The sequence below is a fragment of the Roseivivax isoporae LMG 25204 genome, from assembly GCF_000521865.1.
Classification (GTDB): Bacteria; Pseudomonadota; Alphaproteobacteria; order Rhodobacterales; family Rhodobacteraceae; genus Roseivivax; species Roseivivax isoporae.
In genome coordinates this window covers 14167-32230 of record NZ_JAME01000026.1, presented here as the reverse complement: position 1 = coordinate 32230, position 18064 = coordinate 14167, and the positions used below count along the sequence as shown (strand labels likewise).

Below are 18064 nucleotides of genomic sequence, written 5' to 3'. Positions count from 1 at the left end.
CCTTAAGATGATGGTGCGCGCGACCTGCCTCCTTGCGCCTGCGGTGCCGGGTGCGCGCCGTGTCCGGCCGAGGCCGCGCGGCGCGCCTTGCGCCCTTCCCGCGGCCCAGTTTCGGACCCCTCCGGCTTCAGGTTTCCCGGGCCGCGGCCAGGAGGTGCCGGAGCTGGTCGACGTGGCGTGCGGACATGTCTTGGCCGGACTTGTCCTCGATGAAGTCCCGGGCGGCCCTCAGGATCCCCGCCAGGCGTTCGTTCTCGGCCTCGGCCTGGTAGAGCTGCTCCCGGAAGAACTCGAGATCCTCGTCGCGTTCGCTCATGAACGGCTCCTTCTGTGTCCGTGTGCGTGGGGTGCGGCCGGCGGGGCAGCGTCGCGCTCAGTTCGCCCGGCAGAGCGTGTGGATCACCCTGATGTCGTCTCCGAACTCCGGGTTCTCGGGCAGGTAGGCCCTGGGCTCGGTGATCTCGATAACCGTCCAGGCGCCATCCCGCGCCATCCTCTCGATCACGGTGCCGAAGCCGAGCGCCTCCCAGCGATCCGTCCGCTGGGTGAAGCTCACCACGCCCTCCGGCCTCACGATCCGGCAGAGGTCGCGCAGGAGCGCCTCGGCATCCTCGATATAGGTCAGGACGCCGACGGAGGCCGCGGCATCCATGGCGTTGTCCGAAATCGGCAGCGGCAGCTTCTGGAGATCGACCGCCATGAGGCGGTCGTAGCTGCCGGTCTGCTCGGCGATCTTCAGGGATTCCTCCGAGATGTCGGCGCCGATGATCGTGAAGGTCCCGCGCCGCTGCAGGGCGGACCCGAAGAACCCCGTGCCGCAGCCGACGTCGAGGACCGCGCAGCCGTCCTCAAGGAGCGGGGCCAGCAGCGCGGCCGCGTCCGCCGGGGCCCTGTAGTTCCAGCTCCTGAGCGTCGTGTCGTAGGTCGGGGCCCAGTCGTCGTAGTAGCCGGACACGGCGTCCGACTCGGTCGTTCCGGTTTTCAGGTCGAACTGTTCCCTGTCGCCTCTCGAAGCCGATGACATCTGGCGCGTTCCTCGCTGATCCGTTCGGGGCAGGGTACCCTGAACAGGGCCGAGGGCAACCGCTGCGGGCCGCACGATGTTGCCTGGCGGGCGGAGGGGAGCCCTTGCCGACGTGCGACCGGGCGCCGAACGGCCGGTACCCGGTCGCGTCGCAGCCGGTTACTTGCCCTTGTCCACCATGGCGGACACGGTCTTTCCCTTGGCGGAGTCGGCCGCCGCGAGGACCTTCTCCTTCGCCTTCTTCGGTTTCTTGTCTTCTCGACCGCGTTTCGATTTACCTTTGGCCATCTCGAACTCCATTGTCAGGTCATGAAGCAGTGACGCCCGGTCCGGTCGTCTCCGGACCCCGGGCACGGCGTCCGGGTCCTCGATCAACGTCGGACCCAAGGTCGCCTCGGCAGTGCTTTTCAGCTCAGCTGCGGCATGAGATGCGTGCCGGCGGGTCCTCCTCACCCGCACGGAAGAAGTGGGAAGCCGCGCGCCGACCGGCAAGATGACCGCCGAAATATGGCCTGCCCGCGGCCTGGGACGGAGCCCATCCGTTACACGGGCGCTGTTTCGTTCGGGTTTCCGAAATGGCGCGCGAAATCCAGCAAGGCGGCATCGCGCCCGGGTTTCGCGATCATCTGGACGCCCATCGGAAGATGCGCCAACGCGCCTCCGTAGGTCCCGAGGGGGAGGCTGACCGCTGGCCAGCCGAGGAGCGTCCAGAGCCGTTGCGGGGCCCGTGACCCGGTCCCCCGCCCGAGGACCGGCGGGACATCGACGACGGACGGCACGATGATGACCGTGTCATCCGCGACGGCCGCGTACATGATGGTCTGGAGGTGGCGCTGCGCCCGCCTGAGGGCGCGGTGATCCGGCCCGGAAATGCGCGCGCCTGCCTTTGCCATCTCCACGAGGTCGCTCGGCAGGCGGGAGGCATGGGATTCGATGAGCGCGCGATGGTTGTCGACGATGCCCTTGCACAGCAGGCCCTGAAGGATGTCCGCCTCCTCGACCCGGATGTTTTCGGGCAACGGGTCGTCCCGCAGCGCCATGCCCTGCTGCCGGACCCTCGATGCCGCGTCCTCGAGCACGCGCCGGACCGACGGATGGACGTGGCCGGAAAACCAGATCGGAGGCATCCAGGCCGCCGCGAACGCGCCCCGGCGACCTGCCGATCCCGACAGGAGGTCGAACACGCGCGCGACCACGCCGGCGTCGCGCCCGATCAGGCCCACATGGTCGAGCTCGGCAGCCAGACGCATGACGCCGAGGGTCGGCAGGGCGTCGAATGTCGGCTTGAAGCCGACGACACCGCAATAGGACGCAGGCCGGATGATCGAGCCCACCGTCTGCGTTCCGAGGGCGAAGTCAATGAAGCCCGCGGCCACGGCCGCGGCCGACCCGGCGGACGAACCGCCCGGTGTCCTGCAGAGATCATGCGGGTTTCGTGTGCCGCTGTCGCCTGCGATGGCGAGCATCGTGGATCGCGTGGTCCCGACCCGTGCCGCGCCCGTCGACTGGACTCGATCGACGATGGCCGCATTCTTGCGACCGAGCCGGGCCCGCAGGAAAGGCATTCCCGGCGGCGTGGCCAGCCCTTCCTGCTCGATGACTTCCTTGACCCCGAACCTGAGGTACGAAAGGGCGCCCGACCGCAGGCGGGGGACCGAAAGCACCTCCACGAACGCGTTGATCTTGCCGTCCCGGGCCTTGAGGCGCTCGGTCGAGGGATCCTGCGGCTCAGCCGCGCCGCGCGACAGCTCAGTCCGCGTAGCCATCTGATGCCTCAAGGGTGAAGGTTTTCGCGAGCTCCTCGTCCAAGGCCTCGAAGATGCGGGCCTCGCTGCTTTCGCTGATCGCGCTCGGGGGTCACGTCATCGGGGGGACCGTCGACAGGGCTTCCCTGCAGCACGCGCTCTGCATGGTTCCGGGAACGCTTCTGGGCGACATTCTGGGGCAGCGTTTCAGGTGGTCTCAGAACAGGCTCCTGGTCGACCGTCTGAGCATGGGCATCGTGGCCCTCTCCAGCGCCATGTTGTTTGCAGGCGCCGTAGGCGGTTAAGGATCCCATCGTGCCGACTTGCGGAGGGAGGCCGATGAGCGGGCTAAGCGGAGGATGCCTCTGCGGCGACGTGAGGGTCACCGTCGCGGGGCATCCGCGTCGGGTGGGCATCTGTCACTGCATGGAGTGCCGGAAACACCACGGGGCCCCGTTCTTTGCCGCGGCCGTCTTTCCGGCGCATGCGGTGACCGTCACGGGCCACCCGAGCGCCTACCGGGGACGGTATTTCTGCCCGACATGCGGCTCATCGATCTTTGCCCGCAGCGACGACGAGATCGAGGTGCATCTGGGTGCGTTCGACGAACCGGACCGGTTCGTGCCGACCTACGAGCTGTGGACCTGTCGGCGAGAGGCGTGGCTGCCTCGTTTCGAGGGTATGGTGCAGTTCACGCAGGATCGGCCCGGTCCCGACGCGTGACCGGACCGGACAGGCGCGGCACCCGATGCCGTGCAACGAGGCGTGGCACCCGCGCCTGCGCCGGGCAGATGCCTCCGGTGCGTTCCGGATTTCTGCAATGACGCCAGCATTTTCGCTGACCTTCAAAATTTCCAGAACAGTTTCTTTTGAAACCAAGAATAGAATTCTGGCTCAGATCGCACCTAACATTTTAGATCGACAGGGACGAGACCCGGGACGGTCCGCGACCGGGCGCCGGCAGAGGGAGGACCACGCCATGACCGACCAGATTACCGACGTCGACGACGAGGCCGGGGGCGGCTTCCGCATGCCCCACATCTACGTCATTCTCTTCGTGTTCACGGCGATCGCGGCGGCGCTGACGCATGTGATCCCTGCGGGGGTCTACGACCGCGTGACGCTGCCGAACGGGCGCAGCGCCATCGATCCCGACAGCTACCGGAGCGTGGCGCCCACCCCGGTCGGTCTCGAGGAGTTCATGCTCGCGGTGCCGAGCGGGCTGGTCGATGCCGCGGTCGTGGTGTTCTTCACGTTCATCATCGGCGGCATGTTCACGGTGATCCGGCGCACCGGCCTGATCGACGTGGCGGTCGACAAGCTCAGCCGCAGGTTTGCCGCGCGCAGCCTGCTGATGCTGCCGGTGCTGATGACCACCTTCGCCGTCGTAGCCTCCCTGATCGGGACCCAGGAACTTGCTCTGGTCTACGTCCCGGTGATCCTGCCGTTGATGATCGCGCTCGGTTTCGACTCGATCACCGCCGCGGCGACGGCGCTGCTGGCGACGACGGCGGGGTTCACCGCCGGCGTGCTCAACCCGATCAATACCGGGCTCGCCCAGTCCATCGCCGAGCTGCCTCTCTATTCCGGGGCCGGGTTGCGGGCCGTGCTCCTCGTTGCGCTGCTCGCGGCCGCGATCCTGCACCTCACGCGCTACGCGCGCCGCGTCCGGACAAACCCGCACCTGAGCCTGATGGCGGGTGACGCGCGCGAGGAGGAGAAGCGCAGGTCGTACTGCCACGATCTGTCGGGCGCGCCGATGCGGTTCACCACGCGGCAGGCCTGGGCCGGGATCGTCGCGCTTGCCTTCTTCGCGGTCATGGTCTGGGGCGTGCTCAGCCGCGGGTGGTTCATGCTCGAGATGGCCGGCCTCTTCGTCCTGATGGGCGTCGGCGTGGGGCTCGTCGCGGGGATGAGCACGGCGCGGATCTGCGAGGCCTTCAACGAGGGCTTCCGTGATGTCCTCATGGGCGCGATCATCGTGGGACTCGCGCGCGCCGTGGCCGTGATGCTCGAGCAGGGCCAGGTGATGGACACGCTCGTCCACGGCCTCGGCGACCTCGTGGGAAGCTTTCCGGACACGCTTGCGGCGGTCGGCATGTTCCTGTCGCAGCTGGGCTTCAATTTCGTCATCCCCTCGGGCAGCGGGCAGGCCCTGGTCACGATGCCGATCATGGCGCCGCTGTCCGACCTGATCGGCGTGACCCGGCAGAACGCCGTGCTGGCCTACCAGCTGGGGGACGGTCTCTCGAACATCTTCTACCCGACCTCGGGCTACTTCATGGCGACGCTCGCGCTCGCGGGGGTGGGGTGGGACCGCTGGATCCGGTTCTTCCTTCCCCTGTTCCTGACATGGATCTGCATCGCCCTCGCGTTCCTGATCTTCGCTCAGACGACGAACTGGATCGGCTGATGGACACCGGCGGGGGCTTCCGTGAACTCCCCCTTAGCCGTCCGCGGGAGTGTTACTTCCGACATCGACCGGAAATGGGCTCCGGCTGAGGGCCGCTCCAATTCGGGTCAGGGCCATCAGCAAGTCCTGTTGCCATCCCCCAAACACGCGCAGCCTGCCGTCTTAGACCAAGTCATCCGGCTCTCGGGGTGACGGTCATGAGAATTTCGCGCGGCCCCGTGTAACGCTGCCTGGCCGATGATCTGATGGGTCGGCCGGGCGTCCGTGAGTACATCAGGTCTGCGCCAAACGGTGGCGGTCGATGATTTCGACAATGTCGCGGTCGCCCGAGAGCCCGAGGTGCTGTGCCGTGGTAACGTCGAAGCTGCTTGGCCAGCTGCCGACGATGGCTTCGATCTTCGGGTCGCGGTGGTGCGCCACCCGCGCAGCGGCTTCGGTGCCGCAGACTTTTCCGAGGGCTTCGAGCATCTGACGAGGCGTGACGGTGATGCCCGGCAGATTGACCGGCGCCTCCCCTGCGCGGCCTGCGGCCACGTGTCCCAGCAGCGCCACGATGTTGCGCACGACCGCGTCGGGCGAGCTGACCCAGAGCGGCATGTCAGGGGCGACCGGCAGGACCGCCGCGGCCCCTGCAATCGGTTCGCGCAGGATCGAGCTGACGAAGGAGGAGGCGGCAGCATTGGGCCTGCCCGGTCGAATGGTGACCGTGGGCAGCCGCGCCGACACGCCCCGGACAAACCCTTTGCGGGTGTAGTCCGTCACCAGCATTTCGCCGATGGCCTTCTGCGTGCCGTAGCTCGATTGCGGCCGGAGCACCTGGTCTTCGCGGACGATGTCTGGGCAGCCGGCCCCGAACACCGCGAGCGAGCTGGAAAAGAAGAAGAGCGGAGCCGTGCCGATGGCGCGCGCCGCATCGAGAAGCGCGCGTGTGCCGTCGAGGTTCACCGACATGCCGAGGTCGAATTCCGCCTCGGCCTGGCTCGACACCACGGCGGCGAGATGGATAACGGCAGCTGTCTCTGGAGTGACAAGGCGTGCCAGCGCGCCCGTGTCGGTGACGTTGCCGGTCTCGGACAGGACACGGTGGTCCTTGACTGCGCAGGGTGCGAGATCGAACGAGATGATCCGCTCGAGCCCCGGAAGGCCTGCCTGTTCGGCGCCCGAGGGATCGAGCAGGGCGGAAATCAGGCGCGCGCCGAGAAAGCCCGCGCCGCCTGTCACGACGACTTGCATGGTCAGTCCTCCTTGCCGCTGCGAAAGCGGTTTTCGTGCGCCAGCCCCATGGGTTCCCGACGGAACAGGCGGTCGGACATGAGGCGTGGCGCCTCGGGCATGTCGGGGGCAAAATCCATATGGGCCAGCACGTCTTTTTCAAGGTCGATGCCCGGCGCGATCTCCTCGAGAACCAGCCGGCCGCCGGTCAGGCGGAACACGGCGCGTTCGGTTACGAACAGGGCACGCCGACCCTCCCGCGCCGCGAAGGCGCCGCTGTAGGAGACCTGCTCGATCGTTTCGCGGAACTTGCGGTGGCGCCCCTCCGTCACGATGCGCAGGGCGCCGTCCTCGCACGTGATCTCGAGCCCGCCGGCAGTGAAGGTTCCACTGAAGACGGTCTCGCGGGCGTTCTGGCTGATGTTCACGAAGCCGCCGATGCCGACGATGGTGCCGTTGAAGCGGCTGATGTTGACGTCTCCGGTGCTGTTGACCTCGACAAAGGACAGGAAGGCCCGGTCGATGCCGCCCCCGTCGTAGAAGTCGAACTGGTAAGGCTGATCGACCATGGCAGCCCAGTTCTGCGCGGCTCCTGAATCCGGTCCTGTCAGGGGAGCTCCGCCGATGAAGCCCTGTTCGTTCGTCAGCACGATGCGGTCGAGCACCGCTTCCTCGGCGGCGACCGAGGAAATGCCCGTCGAGATGCCTGCTCCGATGTTGCAGACGGCACCGGGGACGAGCTCCATGGCGGCGCGGCGCGCGACGATCTTTCTTGCGCCGAAGGGCAAGGGTCTGATCGATCCCAGCGGAACGCGCAGTTCGCCCGCATAGGACGCCTCGTAGGATGTGGCGTATGTCTGGCTCTGTTCGGGCACGACCACCACGTGGTCGACGAGGATGCCCGGAAGCTTCACGTCACGCTGGCGCAGGGCGCCCGACTTTGCCACGCGCTTCACCTGCACGATGACCTTGCCCCCCATGCGCCGGACAGCCTGCGCGGTCGACAGCATCTCGCCCGGAACGGCTTCCTGCTCCATCGAGATGTTCCCGTCCTCGTCGGCGGTTGTCCCCCTCAGGAACGCCACGTCGATCTGCCATGGCAGAAAGCGCAGCCATTCCTCGCCGTCGATCTCCATCAGCGCCACCCGTGGCTCGGTCATTGTGCCACCTTGGAGCCCGCCCCTTTGACGCGGATCGACGAAGGTATGCAGGCCTGTGCGGGTGATCAGTCCCGGCCGACCTGCGGCCATGTCCCGCATGATCTGCGCTAGGACGCCCTGCGGCAGCGTGTAAGCCTCGATCTCGTCGTTCAGGGCCATCGGGATGAACGCCGGCGAGTCGATGAGCGCGCTGGTGATCACGCGCGACACCAGCCCGGGCTGGGCGAGATGCGCGGCGCCGCGCTCCTTGCGGTCCCCTATGCCGACGACGTGAGCAAAGGTCAGATCGCGCGGAGCCCCGGTGTCGCGGAACCGCTCGCCGAGCGCTGCGAGCAGCGCCTCGGGCACGGCGTGTCCGCCGCCGGAGCCGCTGGCGATGAGGGAAGCATGGTCTGCCACCATCGAGGCGGCCTCCTGCGCGGTGATAAAATTCACGTCTTAGCCTTTCCGATCGTTGCCCGTTGACTGTTGCAGGCGTCAGTTGTAACCGGTTACATAGTGATTAGCAGCGGCATCTAACCGGCGCAAGCCCGTTCAAGTCGCGCATCGGGACGAGGGAAGGACGCCAGCATGGGACAATCTGGGCTCGACTACGTGAAGGTCGGAGAAGTATTCAAATTTTCCAAGACGGTGGGGGAGGCGGACGTGACGCTCTTCGCTGGTCTGACGGGTGATTTCAGTGACACCCACATCAACGAACAGTACATGCAGGAGAAGTCGTCGCTGGGCACGCGGATCGCGCATGGGGCATTGCTTGTCGGTTACATGTCGACCGTCTCGACCCACAGCATTGCGCACATCATCCACCGCGAGGGATTGAGCGACTTCCCCGTCTCCGGCGGTTACGACCGGATCCGGTTCCTCCGGCCGACCTTCCTCGGCGACACGGTGACGGTCAGCTACGAGGTGACGGAGGTCGACCGCGAGGCGGGGCGCAGCTACGCCAAGCAGGAGGTCGTCAACCAGCGCGGCGAGCTCCTGGCCGTCGGGACTCACGTCATGCGGTGGGCAGGGAAGCTGCACACCACGGGCGCGGCATGAGCGGACCCCTCAGGGGGTCGGGTGTGCTCGCGATCTGGAACGGCATTGCGCCGGACCACGAGGCCGAGTTCCTGCGCTGGCACGTGCGCGAGCATATTCCCGAGAGGCTGTCGGTGCCGGGCTTCCTGCGGGCCCGTCGATATGCGGCGCACGGGGCGCATCCCGCCTATTTCAACTTCTACGAGGTGGAGTCACCCGGGGTTCTGGCGTCTGAGCCCTACCGTGCGCGGCTCGATGATCCGACCGAGTGGACCCGGCAGGTGGTCCCGCATTTCACCGACACCTCGCGCACGTTCTGCGTTGTCGCGGACAGCCGTGGCCATGGCGTCGCAGGGTTCCTGCTGGCGCTGAGGCTCCAGGCGAGCACGGGGCTCTGCTCCATCGTGGACGCCCTTGCGGCGGCGGAGGATGTCTCTGCAGTGCATCTGCTCGAACGCACCGAGGCTGCGACGGCGGGTACCGCTGAATCCGCGATGCGATCATCGCCCGACGGATCATCGGCGGCGATCCTCCTGATCGAGGGTGTCGCTGCAACCCCGCTGCTCGCGGCGGCCGAACGGTATGCTTCCGATGGCGCCATCCGGTCGGCAACCGGTTCCGCACTCGCGGCGCGCGGCCTTTACCAGCTGGATTTCCTTATGGACCGCGGTGCTGCCTGACCTTTAAGAACGAGGACAAGACGATGAAACTCGCACGTTACGGAGAGCCTGGGCAGGAGCGCCCGGCGCTCGTCACAGAGGACGGAGGTCTGCGCGACCTCACTGAACATGTCGACGACATCACCGGGCGCGCCTTCGAGGCAGGCCTGATGGACCGCCTGCGCAACGTCGACGCGGCGACCCTGCCGCGTGTCGAAGGCAATCCGCGCCTGGGGCCCTGTGTTGGCGATGTCCGCAGTTTCTGGGCGATCGGGCTCAACTACACGGATCATGCCGAGGAGACAAACGCCCCGATCCCGGCCGAGCCGATCCTGTTCAACAAGGCGCCTTCATGCATCGTCGGGCCCTATGATGATGTGGTGCTGCCCGAGGGTTCGACCGAATCCGATTGGGAGGTGGAGCTGGCGCTGCTGATCGGCAAGCGGCTCTACCGTGCTTCGGAGGAAGAAGCCGCCGCCGCGATCTCTGGTTACTTCGTCTGCAACGACATCTCGGAACGCGAATTCCAGCTCAAACGCGAAGGTCTCTGGACCAAGGGCAAGTGCTGCCCAACCTTCGGTCCGATCGGCCCGTGGCTAGTCACGCCCGACGAGTTCGGCGATCCGCAAGACAAGGGTCTGTGGCTCGACCTCAACGGCAAGCGCACCCAGACCGGCCACACCTCCAAGATGATCTTCGATGTCGTGCATATCGTTTCGTATCTCTCGCGCTTCCTCATTCTTGAGGCGGGCGACATTGTCACCACGGGCACGCCCCCCGGAGTGGGACTGGGAATGACGCCCAACGTCTTCCTCAAGCCGGGCGACGTCATGGAGCTCGGCATCGATGGGCTCGGATCGCAGCGGCAGGACGTCGTGGCGTTCCCGGGCTGACGGTCTCGTCATCCTGCCGGCGGCAGATTATGCTTCCGCCGGCAGGCAAGAACGGTCGGGCATGGGCAGGCAGGGCAGCAGAAGCAGGGAGCAGGGTGCGACGGCCGATAAGGCGCGGGTGGGTCTGCGGCGTGTGGCTGCCGTGGCCGGCGTGTCGACCGCCACCGTGTCGCGCGTGGTCAACCGTCCGGAAAGCGTCTCGGAAGAACTTCGCACCCGCGTGAACCTCGTGATCGAGCAGCTGGGCTGGGTCCCGAATGCGGCAGCACGGGCGCTGTCGTCGAATCGAACCGGGGCCATCGGCGCGATCTTCCCCGCGCTTGCCCTCGGCGATTTCGCCCGCGCCATCGACGCCATGCAGGACGCGCTCGCCGCCCGGAACCACCTCCTGCTGTTGGCGCGGTCGCAATATGATCCAGACCTCGAGTTCAGCCAGGCCCGCAAGCTGGTGGAGCGGGGTGTCGACGGGCTGGTTCTGGTCGGCAGCACCCGCAGCGCGGCTTTCGAATCCTTCCTGTCCAGGATCGAGATCCCCTATCTCAATTCCTTCGTTTTCGACGCCGAGAGCCCGGTGCCCTGCGTCGGGCCCGACAATGCGGTGTCCATGTCAGAGATGGTGGACCATCTGGTGTCCCTCGGACACCGGCGCTTCGGGATGATCGCGCAGACCACGCGCAACAATGACCGCGCCGCAGCCCGGCGCGATGGCGTGCGCAACGCGCTCGCGCGGGTGGGCCTTGCGATTCCTCCACAGGGACTGGTCGAGGGCGAGTGGGACATCGCCGAAGGGCGCAAGCTCTTCAGGCGGATCCTTGATGCCACGCCGCGACCCACGGCGATCATCTGCGGCAATTCGATGCTTGCCGTCGGTGCGGTTCTCGAAGCGGCTGCTGCTGGTGTCGACGTTCCCGGCGAGATGTCCATCGTCGGCTACGACGACATTGAGCTCATGTCCGAACTTCCGATCCCGATCACCACCGTGCGCGTCGCGTCGGACGACGTCGGCCGTGTCGCCGCCGACACCGTGCTCGACATGATTGAGGGCCGTGCTGTCGGGTCTCAGCGCATCCGCAGCCAGATCGTGGTCCGTGCCTCGAGTGGGCCGGTCCCGTCCGATTAAGGCGGCCGCGCGCGGTCTGACTCTCGCAATTTGCCCTCAGGGAACTTGACTCGCGCCATGACTTGGATCATCAGTTGTAACCGGTTACATTCACGGCTCGGCATGAGCCGAAAGGGAGGATATGCCAATGCTTAGAAGGAAATTCATCGCGAGCGCTGCCGCGGCTCTTTCAGCCTCAACGCTCGTGCCGCAAGCGGTTACAGCCCAAGACGCCTGGCCATCAGAGCCGATCCAGATCGTCGTCCCATGGTCGGCCGGCGGCGCGACTGATTCGGTCATGCGCATCCTGGCCGGGGAGGTGCAGGAGGCCCTCGAGGTTCCAGTGACCGTGGTCAACCAAACCGGCGCGCGTGGCACGGTCGGAACGAAGGCAGTGATTGATGCGCCGCATGACGGCACGACCTGGGCGTCGGGCGGCGTGCAGGACCTTGGCACGTACGAGGTGCAGGGCCTGCTCGACACGTCCCTCGAGGACTGGCACCTCTTCCTCGTGGTGATGAACGCTCCGGTGCTCAGCGTCGGTGTCGACACCGAATTCCAAACCCCGCAGGACGTGGCGGAGGTCATGAATGCTGAACCCGGAAAGCTGACCGTCGGCACCTCGGGCATCCCCTCCACCGCCTATTCGGCGATGCAAGCATTCCAGAGCCATGTCGGCGGTGATTTCCGCGCCGTCGCCTATGACGGCGATGCTCCGACCATGGTGGCCGTCGTTTCCGGCGAGGTGATGGCGACGACGCAGTCGGGACCCGGGCAGGCGGCGATGATTAAGGGCGAGCGCGTGCGGCCGCTGGCGGTCCTTTCCGATCGCGAGCTGACCATCGAAGGTTCTGATCCGATTCCGCCGGTCACCGAGTTCTATCCCGACTTCAACGCGCCCGGTGCGACCATCCTCGTGGGCATCTTCCTGCCCTCCGACGTCCCGCAGGAGGTGGTCGACCGCATGGGTGCGCTCTGGGAGAACGAAATCGCAAATTCCGAGGCGCTCCAGTCTTACGCGAGCGAGAACGGGTCGATCTTCAACCCGATCCACGGTGAGGAGGCGATGGACCTTGCGCAGGCTGCAGTGGCGGAAACGGCGTGGCGCCTCTACGACGACGGCGCGACCGAGGTCTCGCCGGAAGAGGTCGGCATCCCGCGTCCCTGATCGCTGCATGGACGCGCTGCGGCCGGTCCCCCGGGAAAGGGGGCCGGCCAGACGACAAGGCAGGAGATGTACGTGACCCCCGATGTATCCATGATGCGCGCCCGCGCGCGCGACCTGTGGGCGGGATTGGGCTGGATGACGTTCGGCGCGGCCATCGCGGCGCACGCGACCAGCATGCCGATCCCGCGCCATCTTGGCGCGACGACCATCACCGGCCCTGGGCTCCTGCCGTTCATGCTCGGCACGGGTCTCGCACTCCTGGGTGCCATCCTCGTCCTGCGTTCGGTCCGCGGTCAGGCGGTTCCGGGGCCCGACGACGAGGCCGATCCCGCCACCGTGTCAAACCGGCGTTCCTTCGCCGCGCTCGTCCTGATGTTTGGCTATGCTGCGGCGTTCGCGCTCCGCCAGCCCTTCGTGCTCTGCACGGTGATCTTCATCTGGGCCTTCGTCATCCTGTTCAATTGGCGCGAGGCTTGGGGCGCTGCGCGCCTGCGGCTCGTCGCCGGCGCGCTGGTGCTCGCGCTCGCGGTCGGGTTCTCAGTCGAGTTCGTGTTCGAGAACCTGTTCTACGTCCGTTTGCCCTGAAAGCCGCCATGTTGGAATTCCTTCCCTACCTCACGACTGCCTTCAGCAAGCTCTTTGACCTGCAGTCGCTGCTGCTGGCCGCGGCGGCCTGTTTCGGAGGGCTGGTGATCGGTGCGCTGCCGGGCCTTACGGCGACCATGGGCCTCGCACTTCTGACCACCATGACCATCCACATGGAGAGCAGCGACGCCATCCTCGTGCTGATCTGCACCTACGTCCTCGCCATCTACGGCGGCAGCCGCAGCGCCATCCTACTCAACATTCCCGGAACGCCCTCCTCGGCAGCAACGGCGCTCGACGGCTTCGTGCTGGCGCGCCAGGGCCGGGCGGGTGAGGCCATGGGCATGGCGACCATGGGATCGGTGTTTGGCACGCTGCTCGGCATCATGCTCCTCGCTATCATCACGCCGCCGCTTGGCGAGTTCGCGCTGTCCTTCGGCGCCTACGAGTTCTTCTGGCTGGCGCTGGCCGGTGTGATGCTGTCCGGCGGCCTTTCGGGCAACGACCCGGTCAAGGGATGGGTGTCGGGGCTCATCGGACTTCTCGTGGCCACCATCGGGCGCGAGTCCTCCTACGGCTACGAACGCTTCGTTTTCGGCATGACCGAACTTTCGGCGGGGATTGCCCTCCTGCCGGCGATGGTCGGCGCCTTCGGCTTCGCCGAGGTGCTCTACGTCATGCGTCGCAAGATGAACGCCTCGATCTCGGACGCATCCGACAGGGTAATCCCGCGCATCGCCGATATCCTGAAGCTGCGCTGGACGATCGTGCGGTCGGGAATCCTCGGGACGATCACCGGGCTTCTCCCGGGTGTCGGCGAGGACATCGGCGCTTGGACATCCTACGCGTTGGCCAAGCGGTTCAGCCGTACGCCGGAGGAGTTCGGGAAGGGGTCCATCGATGGCCTGACGGCGGCAGAGACCGGCAACAACGCCTCCGTCCCGGGTGCCATCATCCCGGTCCTGACCCTCGGTATCCCCGGCTCTGGAGTCGCGGCGGTGCTGATGGCGGCGCTGATCATCCACGGCGCGCAGCCTGGCCCGCTGATGATGACCACGGATCCGCAGATGATCTACGACATCATCGCCATGCTGACGCTCGCGGTCCTCGGAATTCTCGTCCTGGGGCTCGGGCTTACGCGGGTCATGGTGCTGGTGCTCAAGGTCAAGGACACCTGGCTCATGCCGGTGATCGCGGTCCTGTGCCTCGTCGGGCCGTATGCCATCCAGTCGCGGTTCTTCGACATCTGGGTGGTGGTCGCGTTCGGCATCCTTGGTTTCGGCTTGCGGCTGATGAACTATCCGGTGGCACCGCTGGTGCTGGGCATCGTTCTGGGACCGATCCTCGACCAGAACCTGCGCCGCTCCTTCACGCTTGCCGACGGCGACTATTCTCCGTTCTTCACCCGCCCGATCTCGGCGGTTCTCTGCGCGGTAGTTGTGCTGATGATCCTCGCGCAGGTCGGGCCGACCCGACGGCTCGGCCAGAACATCGCGCAGCGCGGTCTGCGGGCGATCGGGCGCCGAACATGAGCGGGAAGGCGATCTCGGGCAGGACAGCCTTCGTCGCCATGCTGGGCGATCCGGTCGTGCAGGTGAAGTCGCCTGCGGCGTTCGCTGCTTGGGCGGCCGAGGCGGACCGCGATGCGGTGATGATTCCGGTCCACGTCGCTCCGCAGGATCTGCCGGCGACGCTGCAAGCGCTGCGGGGCTGGCAAAACTGTGCCGGCGCGGTGATCACTTACCCCCACAAGCTTGCCGCGGCCGACGCCCTCGACAGCTGGACCGAGGCGGTCATGCTGACCGGCGCGTGCAATGTGGTGAAACGGCTTTCGGACGGGCGCCTCGAGGGTCACATGACCGACGGGCAGGGTTTCGCAAGCGCGCTCGCATCGAAGGGTCACGTCCTCACTGGCCGCGATGCGCTGTTGGTGGGGGCAGGCGGTGCAGGATCGGCCATCGCGCTCGCGCTTCTCGACGCGGGTGTCGGCCGGCTCGTGATCCGCGACCGGACGGCTGCGCGCGCGGTGGAGTTGATCGCGCGCCTGACCCGGGCACGACCCGAGTCGGCGGTCACGGCCACACCGCCGGGCGATTTCGCCTGTGCGCTTGCCTGCAACGCGACGCCTGTCGGCATGGGCGGCGATCCGGCCCATCCGTGGCCCCTGGAGGATCTGCCCCCGGGCTGCATCGTCGCCGACATCGTGCCGGAGCCGGCCGAGACGCCATGGATCACCGCGGCGCGGGCGCGTGGTCATCCCATCCAGACCGGGCCTGAAATGGTGGCGGGCCAGATGCCCGCGATCACGTCGTTTCTCTTTCCCAACGGCGCTGCAACCGCGCAGGAGTGTCCCGCATGAAACTCGGATGCATCGCCGACGACTTCACCGGCGCATCTGACCTCGGCAACATGCTGGCGCGGGCGGGCATGCCTACGACGCTGTGCATCGGCGTGCCACCGGGCGGCCGAGTGCCCGACACGGACGCGGCCGTGCTTGCACTCAAGACGCGGTCGCTTCCTGTCGCTGACGCGGTTGCGCAATCCCTTGCCGCGCTCGACTGGCTGCGCGCGCAGGGCTGCACGCAGATATACTTCAAGTACTGCTCGACCTTCGATTCGACCCCCAAGGGCAATATCGGCCCGGTACTCGATGCCCTCGCCGACCGACTAGGCGCCCGTCGCGCCGTGGTCGTGCCCGCCTTCCCCGGTACCGGGCGGCGGGTGTTCATGGGTCATTTGTTCGTCAACGACACGCTGCTGAGCCGTTCCGGGATGGAGGATCACCCGCTTACGCCCATGACCGAGCCCGACATCCGCTTCTGGCTCGGTCTCCAGACCGAAGCACGCATCGGCCATGTGAGTGCGGAGATCGTCCGGGGCGGAAGCGCGGCAATCCGTGCGGCGCTCGACGCGGCCGAGGCGGAGGGCCTGCGCTACTTGGTCGTCGACACCGTCGACGACCGGGACCTCGAAGCCATCGGTGCGGCGGTCGCGGACGATGCCCTGGTGAGCGGCGGCTCGGGCCTGGGTCTCGGGCTGCCTGCGAACTTTGCCGCGAAGCCGGGACAGGGCGTGCCGTGGCAGGGACGGCGTGGCCGCGCTGCGGCCCTCGCAGGGTCCTGTTCGCGCATGACGCAGCAACAGGTCGCGCGCCATGCCATGCACGCGCCGGTGGTGCGGCTCGATCCCGTGGCGGTCGCGGACGGGCGGCAGACCGTGGCAGAGGTGGTCGAGTGGGTGATGGCACAGCGTGAGGACGACGTCCCGCTCATCAGCTCGACCATGCCCGCCGACGCGCTCGCTGCCGTGCAGGAGAGGCTCGGGCGCGCGCGAAGCGCCGAAGTGCTCGAGGTCTTTTTCGGCGCACTCGCCTCAGCACTCGTGGCGCGCGGAATCGACCGGTTGGTCGTCGGCGGCGGCGAGACGTCCGGCGCCGTCGTCTCCGCGCTCGGCATTTCCACGGCCCGCATCGGGCCGCAGATCGCGCCCGGCGTGCCGGCGCTTGCTCCCGAAGACGGGCATTTCGTCTGCACGCTCAAGTCGGGCAATTTCGGCGGACCGGACTTCTTCGGGGATGCCGCGCGCGTTCTGGCAGGAGGAGCACCATGAGCGAAGAAATGGACATACGCGAGGACATCTGCCGGTTGGCGCGCTCGCTTTTCGAGCGTGGGCTGACCAACGGCAGTTCGGGCAACATCTCGGCCCGGATCGACGACGGCTACCTCGTCACGCCGACGGGGTCCTCCTTCGGCGCTCTCGATCCGGCGCGCCTCACGCGTCTCGACGCGGAGGGGCGGCACGTTTCGGGGGATGCGCCGACCAAGGAACTGCCGCTTCATGCCGCGTTCTACGACACGCGTGGGCCCGCGACGGGCGCAGTGGTGCACCTGCATTCAACGCATTCGGTCGCGGTCTCGATGCTGCCGGGAATCGACCCCGACTGTGTCTTTCACCCGCTCACCGCATATTCCGTCATGCGCCTCGGGCAGGTGAAACTCCTGCCGTATTTCCGTCCGGGCGATCCGGCCATGGGCGGGGCAGTGCGCGACCTCGCGGGACGGCGTTCGGCGGTGCTGCTCGCCAACCACGGCCCCGTCGTCGCAGCCCGCGACCTCGAGGCTGCGGTCCATGCCGCCGAAGAGCTCGAGGAGGTTGCCAAGCTCACGCTCCTGACGCAGGGCCTGAACCCCACGCCGTTGTCGTCGGCGGACGTGGCCGACCTCTGCCGTCATTTCTCCATCGACTGGGACGCGTGATGCGCATTTCCGCAAACCTGGGATTTCTCTACACCGACCTGCCGCTGCCCGGGGCGATCGCTGCCGCGGCCCGGGACGGTTTCGACGCGGTGGAGTTCCACTGGCCCTACGACGTCCCGGCCGCCGAGATCGCGGCGGCGCTTGCAGCGGCGGGCATTCCAGGTCTCAGCCTCAACACGAGCCGGGGCGACCTCGGGGCGGGGGAGTTCGGGCTGGGCGCGCTTCCGGGGCGCGAGGACGACGCGGATCGCGCTCTGGATGCGGCGCTTGCGCATGCGGCGAAGGCGGGTCTCGGCGCGGTACATGTCATGGCCGGCCGGACTGACGCGTCCGCGGCCGAGGCGGTCTTCGTCGATCACCTGCGGCGGGGCGCCGTGCGCGCCGAGGCGCAGGGTCTCATGCTCCTGATCGAGCCCCTGAACCTGCGCGACGTGCCGGGCTACTTCCTGACCGGCACCGATCACGCCCGCCGCATCGTCGAGGCCGTGAACCATCCCGCGCTCCGGATCATGTACGACCTCTACCACATGCAGATCATGCAGGGAGACCACGTGGCCCGCATGCGCGCCCTCGGGCCGCTCATCGGTCATGTGCAGGTGGCCGGCGCGCCGGACCGCACCGAGCCGGAATTCGGCGAGCTGGCCGTCGACCGCGTGATCGCCGCGAGCGGCTATTGCGGCGCCGTCGGCGCCGAATTCCGTCCGACCATGCCACCCGGCGACTGGCTCGCGGCGTTCAGGCGGACACAGCGCCCGGACGGAGACGTCATCCCCGGCGCGCTCGGACCGGGTTCCTGACGCTGTCGGCGCCCGCGCCGGTCATGCCGGATT

General features: G+C 67.2%; 19 protein-coding genes. 13 read left to right on the top strand and 6 right to left on the bottom strand.

The genetic code is table 11. The annotated features are described in order from the left end of the window. Positions 1–127: 127 nt before the first annotated feature. The 4 genes from RISW2_RS15940 to RISW2_RS15930 form a co-directional block, all read right to left on the bottom strand. The gene (locus RISW2_RS15940) at positions 128–316 is read right to left on the bottom strand and encodes a hypothetical protein (protein WP_043773106.1); all 189 of its coding nucleotides are present in this window, start codon (positions 314–316) and stop codon (positions 128–130) included. Positions 317–373: 57 nt separating this feature from the next. Beyond that, on the bottom strand, positions 374–1024 hold the full coding sequence (locus RISW2_RS15935) for a class I SAM-dependent DNA methyltransferase (protein WP_043773105.1): 651 nt from the start codon (positions 1022–1024) through the stop codon (positions 374–376). Between the two features lie 159 nt (positions 1025–1183). Then, on the bottom strand, positions 1184–1324 hold the full coding sequence (locus tag RISW2_RS24610) for a hypothetical protein (RefSeq protein WP_156943875.1): 141 nt from the start codon (positions 1322–1324) through the stop codon (positions 1184–1186). 242 nt (positions 1325–1566) lie between these two features. Next, positions 1567–2802: an amidase family protein gene (locus RISW2_RS15930; protein WP_156943874.1), complete on the bottom strand. Its 1236-nt coding sequence runs from the start codon at positions 2800–2802 to the stop codon at positions 1567–1569. A 306-nt stretch (positions 2803–3108) separates the two neighbouring features. Between RISW2_RS15930 and RISW2_RS15920 the strand changes: the two genes are divergently transcribed. After that, entirely contained in the window at positions 3109–3492 is a 384-nt protein-coding gene (locus RISW2_RS15920; protein ID WP_043773102.1) for a GFA family protein, read from the top strand. A gap of 256 nt (positions 3493–3748) precedes the next feature. Next, on the top strand, positions 3749–5182 hold the full coding sequence (locus RISW2_RS15915) for a YfcC family protein (protein ID WP_051492098.1): 1434 nt from the start codon (positions 3749–3751) through the stop codon (positions 5180–5182). 273 nt (positions 5183–5455) lie between these two features. On the opposite strand, the gene denD is transcribed toward RISW2_RS15915, so the two are convergent. After that, entirely contained in the window at positions 5456–6415 is a 960-nt protein-coding gene (denD, locus tag RISW2_RS15910) for a D-erythronate dehydrogenase (RefSeq protein WP_043773101.1), read from the bottom strand. A 2-nt stretch (positions 6416–6417) separates the two neighbouring features. Further along, complete coding sequence (locus tag RISW2_RS15905; protein ID WP_084615440.1) at positions 6418–7989, bottom strand: acyl CoA:acetate/3-ketoacid CoA transferase; 1572 nt, start codon at positions 7987–7989, stop codon at positions 6418–6420. A 135-nt stretch (positions 7990–8124) separates the two neighbouring features. On the opposite strand from RISW2_RS15905, the gene RISW2_RS15900 reads away from it, so the two are divergent. The 11 genes from RISW2_RS15900 (at position 8125) to RISW2_RS15850 (ending at position 18031) form a co-directional block, all read left to right on the top strand. Beyond that, positions 8125–8595 carry a MaoC family dehydratase gene (locus tag RISW2_RS15900; protein ID WP_043773100.1) on the top strand — a complete coding sequence of 157 codons (471 nt, stop codon included), beginning with the start codon at positions 8125–8127 and terminating at the stop codon, positions 8593–8595. After that, positions 8592–9254, top strand: a complete 663-nt coding sequence (locus RISW2_RS15895; RefSeq protein ID WP_211238714.1) for a DUF4286 family protein — start codon at positions 8592–8594, stop codon at positions 9252–9254. Before RISW2_RS15900 ends, RISW2_RS15895 begins: the two co-directional genes overlap by 4 nt. Positions 9255–9277: 23 nt before the next feature. Continuing rightward, positions 9278–10126, top strand: a complete 849-nt coding sequence (locus tag RISW2_RS15890) for a fumarylacetoacetate hydrolase family protein (RefSeq protein ID WP_043773099.1) — start codon at positions 9278–9280, stop codon at positions 10124–10126. A gap of 61 nt (positions 10127–10187) precedes the next feature. Continuing rightward, positions 10188–11246, top strand: coding sequence for a LacI family DNA-binding transcriptional regulator (locus tag RISW2_RS15885; protein ID WP_084615439.1), 1059 nt, complete (start codon positions 10188–10190; stop codon positions 11244–11246). Between the two features lie 127 nt (positions 11247–11373). Then, positions 11374–12393 (top strand): Bug family tripartite tricarboxylate transporter substrate binding protein, encoded by a 1020-nt coding sequence (locus tag RISW2_RS15880; RefSeq protein WP_043773097.1) that lies wholly within the window; start codon positions 11374–11376, stop codon positions 12391–12393. Positions 12394–12465: 72 nt separating this feature from the next. Further along, positions 12466–12978 carry a tripartite tricarboxylate transporter TctB family protein gene (locus RISW2_RS15875; protein ID WP_162164333.1) on the top strand — a complete coding sequence of 171 codons (513 nt, stop codon included), beginning with the start codon at positions 12466–12468 and terminating at the stop codon, positions 12976–12978. An 8-nt stretch (positions 12979–12986) separates the two neighbouring features. Continuing rightward, positions 12987–14510 carry a tripartite tricarboxylate transporter permease gene (locus tag RISW2_RS15870; protein ID WP_051492095.1) on the top strand — a complete coding sequence of 508 codons (1524 nt, stop codon included), beginning with the start codon at positions 12987–12989 and terminating at the stop codon, positions 14508–14510. After that, positions 14507–15337, top strand: coding sequence for a shikimate dehydrogenase family protein (locus RISW2_RS15865; protein ID WP_043773095.1), 831 nt, complete (start codon positions 14507–14509; stop codon positions 15335–15337). The genes RISW2_RS15870 and RISW2_RS15865 overlap by 4 nt, the downstream gene beginning before the upstream one ends. Beyond that, positions 15334–16587 (top strand): 3-oxo-tetronate kinase, encoded by a 1254-nt coding sequence (otnK, locus tag RISW2_RS15860; RefSeq protein ID WP_043773094.1) that lies wholly within the window; start codon positions 15334–15336, stop codon positions 16585–16587. The genes RISW2_RS15865 and otnK overlap by 4 nt, the downstream gene beginning before the upstream one ends. After that, positions 16584–17234 carry a 3-oxo-tetronate 4-phosphate decarboxylase gene (gene otnC / locus RISW2_RS15855; protein WP_043773093.1) on the top strand — a complete coding sequence of 217 codons (651 nt, stop codon included), beginning with the start codon at positions 16584–16586 and terminating at the stop codon, positions 17232–17234. The genes otnK and otnC overlap by 4 nt, the downstream gene beginning before the upstream one ends. After that, positions 17234–18031 carry a hydroxypyruvate isomerase family protein gene (locus tag RISW2_RS15850; protein ID WP_084615437.1) on the top strand — a complete coding sequence of 266 codons (798 nt, stop codon included), beginning with the start codon at positions 17234–17236 and terminating at the stop codon, positions 18029–18031. Before otnC ends, RISW2_RS15850 begins: the two co-directional genes overlap by 1 nt. The last annotated feature ends 33 nt before the right edge of the window (positions 18032–18064 follow it).

Excerpts from the sequence above, each read along its gene's own strand:
- RISW2_RS15865 (WP_043773095.1), top strand. The coding sequence starts at position 14,507 with ATGAGCGGGAAGGCGATCTCGGGCAGGACAGCCTTCGTCGCCATGCTG.
- otnC (WP_043773093.1), top strand. The coding sequence starts at position 16,584 with ATGAGCGAAGAAATGGACATACGCGAGGACATCTGCCGGTTGGCGCGC.
- RISW2_RS15890 (WP_043773099.1), top strand. The coding sequence starts at position 9,278 with ATGAAACTCGCACGTTACGGAGAGCCTGGGCAGGAGCGCCCGGCGCTC.
- RISW2_RS15880 (WP_043773097.1), top strand. The coding sequence starts at position 11,374 with ATGCTTAGAAGGAAATTCATCGCGAGCGCTGCCGCGGCTCTTTCAGCC.
- RISW2_RS15920 (WP_043773102.1), top strand. The coding sequence starts at position 3,109 with ATGAGCGGGCTAAGCGGAGGATGCCTCTGCGGCGACGTGAGGGTCACC.
- RISW2_RS24610 (WP_156943875.1), bottom strand. The coding sequence starts at position 1,324 with ATGGAGTTCGAGATGGCCAAAGGTAAATCGAAACGCGGTCGAGAAGAC.
- RISW2_RS15885 (WP_084615439.1), top strand. The coding sequence starts at position 10,188 with ATGGGCAGGCAGGGCAGCAGAAGCAGGGAGCAGGGTGCGACGGCCGAT.
- RISW2_RS15935 (WP_043773105.1), bottom strand. The coding sequence starts at position 1,024 with ATGTCATCGGCTTCGAGAGGCGACAGGGAACAGTTCGACCTGAAAACC.
- RISW2_RS15895 (WP_211238714.1), top strand. The coding sequence starts at position 8,592 with ATGAGCGGACCCCTCAGGGGGTCGGGTGTGCTCGCGATCTGGAACGGC.
- RISW2_RS15850 (WP_084615437.1), top strand. The coding sequence starts at position 17,234 with ATGCGCATTTCCGCAAACCTGGGATTTCTCTACACCGACCTGCCGCTG.
- RISW2_RS15940 (WP_043773106.1), bottom strand. The coding sequence starts at position 316 with ATGAGCGAACGCGACGAGGATCTCGAGTTCTTCCGGGAGCAGCTCTAC.
- otnK (WP_043773094.1), top strand. The coding sequence starts at position 15,334 with ATGAAACTCGGATGCATCGCCGACGACTTCACCGGCGCATCTGACCTC.
- RISW2_RS15915 (WP_051492098.1), top strand. The coding sequence starts at position 3,749 with ATGACCGACCAGATTACCGACGTCGACGACGAGGCCGGGGGCGGCTTC.
- denD (WP_043773101.1), bottom strand. The coding sequence starts at position 6,415 with ATGCAAGTCGTCGTGACAGGCGGCGCGGGCTTTCTCGGCGCGCGCCTG.
- RISW2_RS15870 (WP_051492095.1), top strand. The coding sequence starts at position 12,987 with ATGTTGGAATTCCTTCCCTACCTCACGACTGCCTTCAGCAAGCTCTTT.
- RISW2_RS15900 (WP_043773100.1), top strand. The coding sequence starts at position 8,125 with ATGGGACAATCTGGGCTCGACTACGTGAAGGTCGGAGAAGTATTCAAA.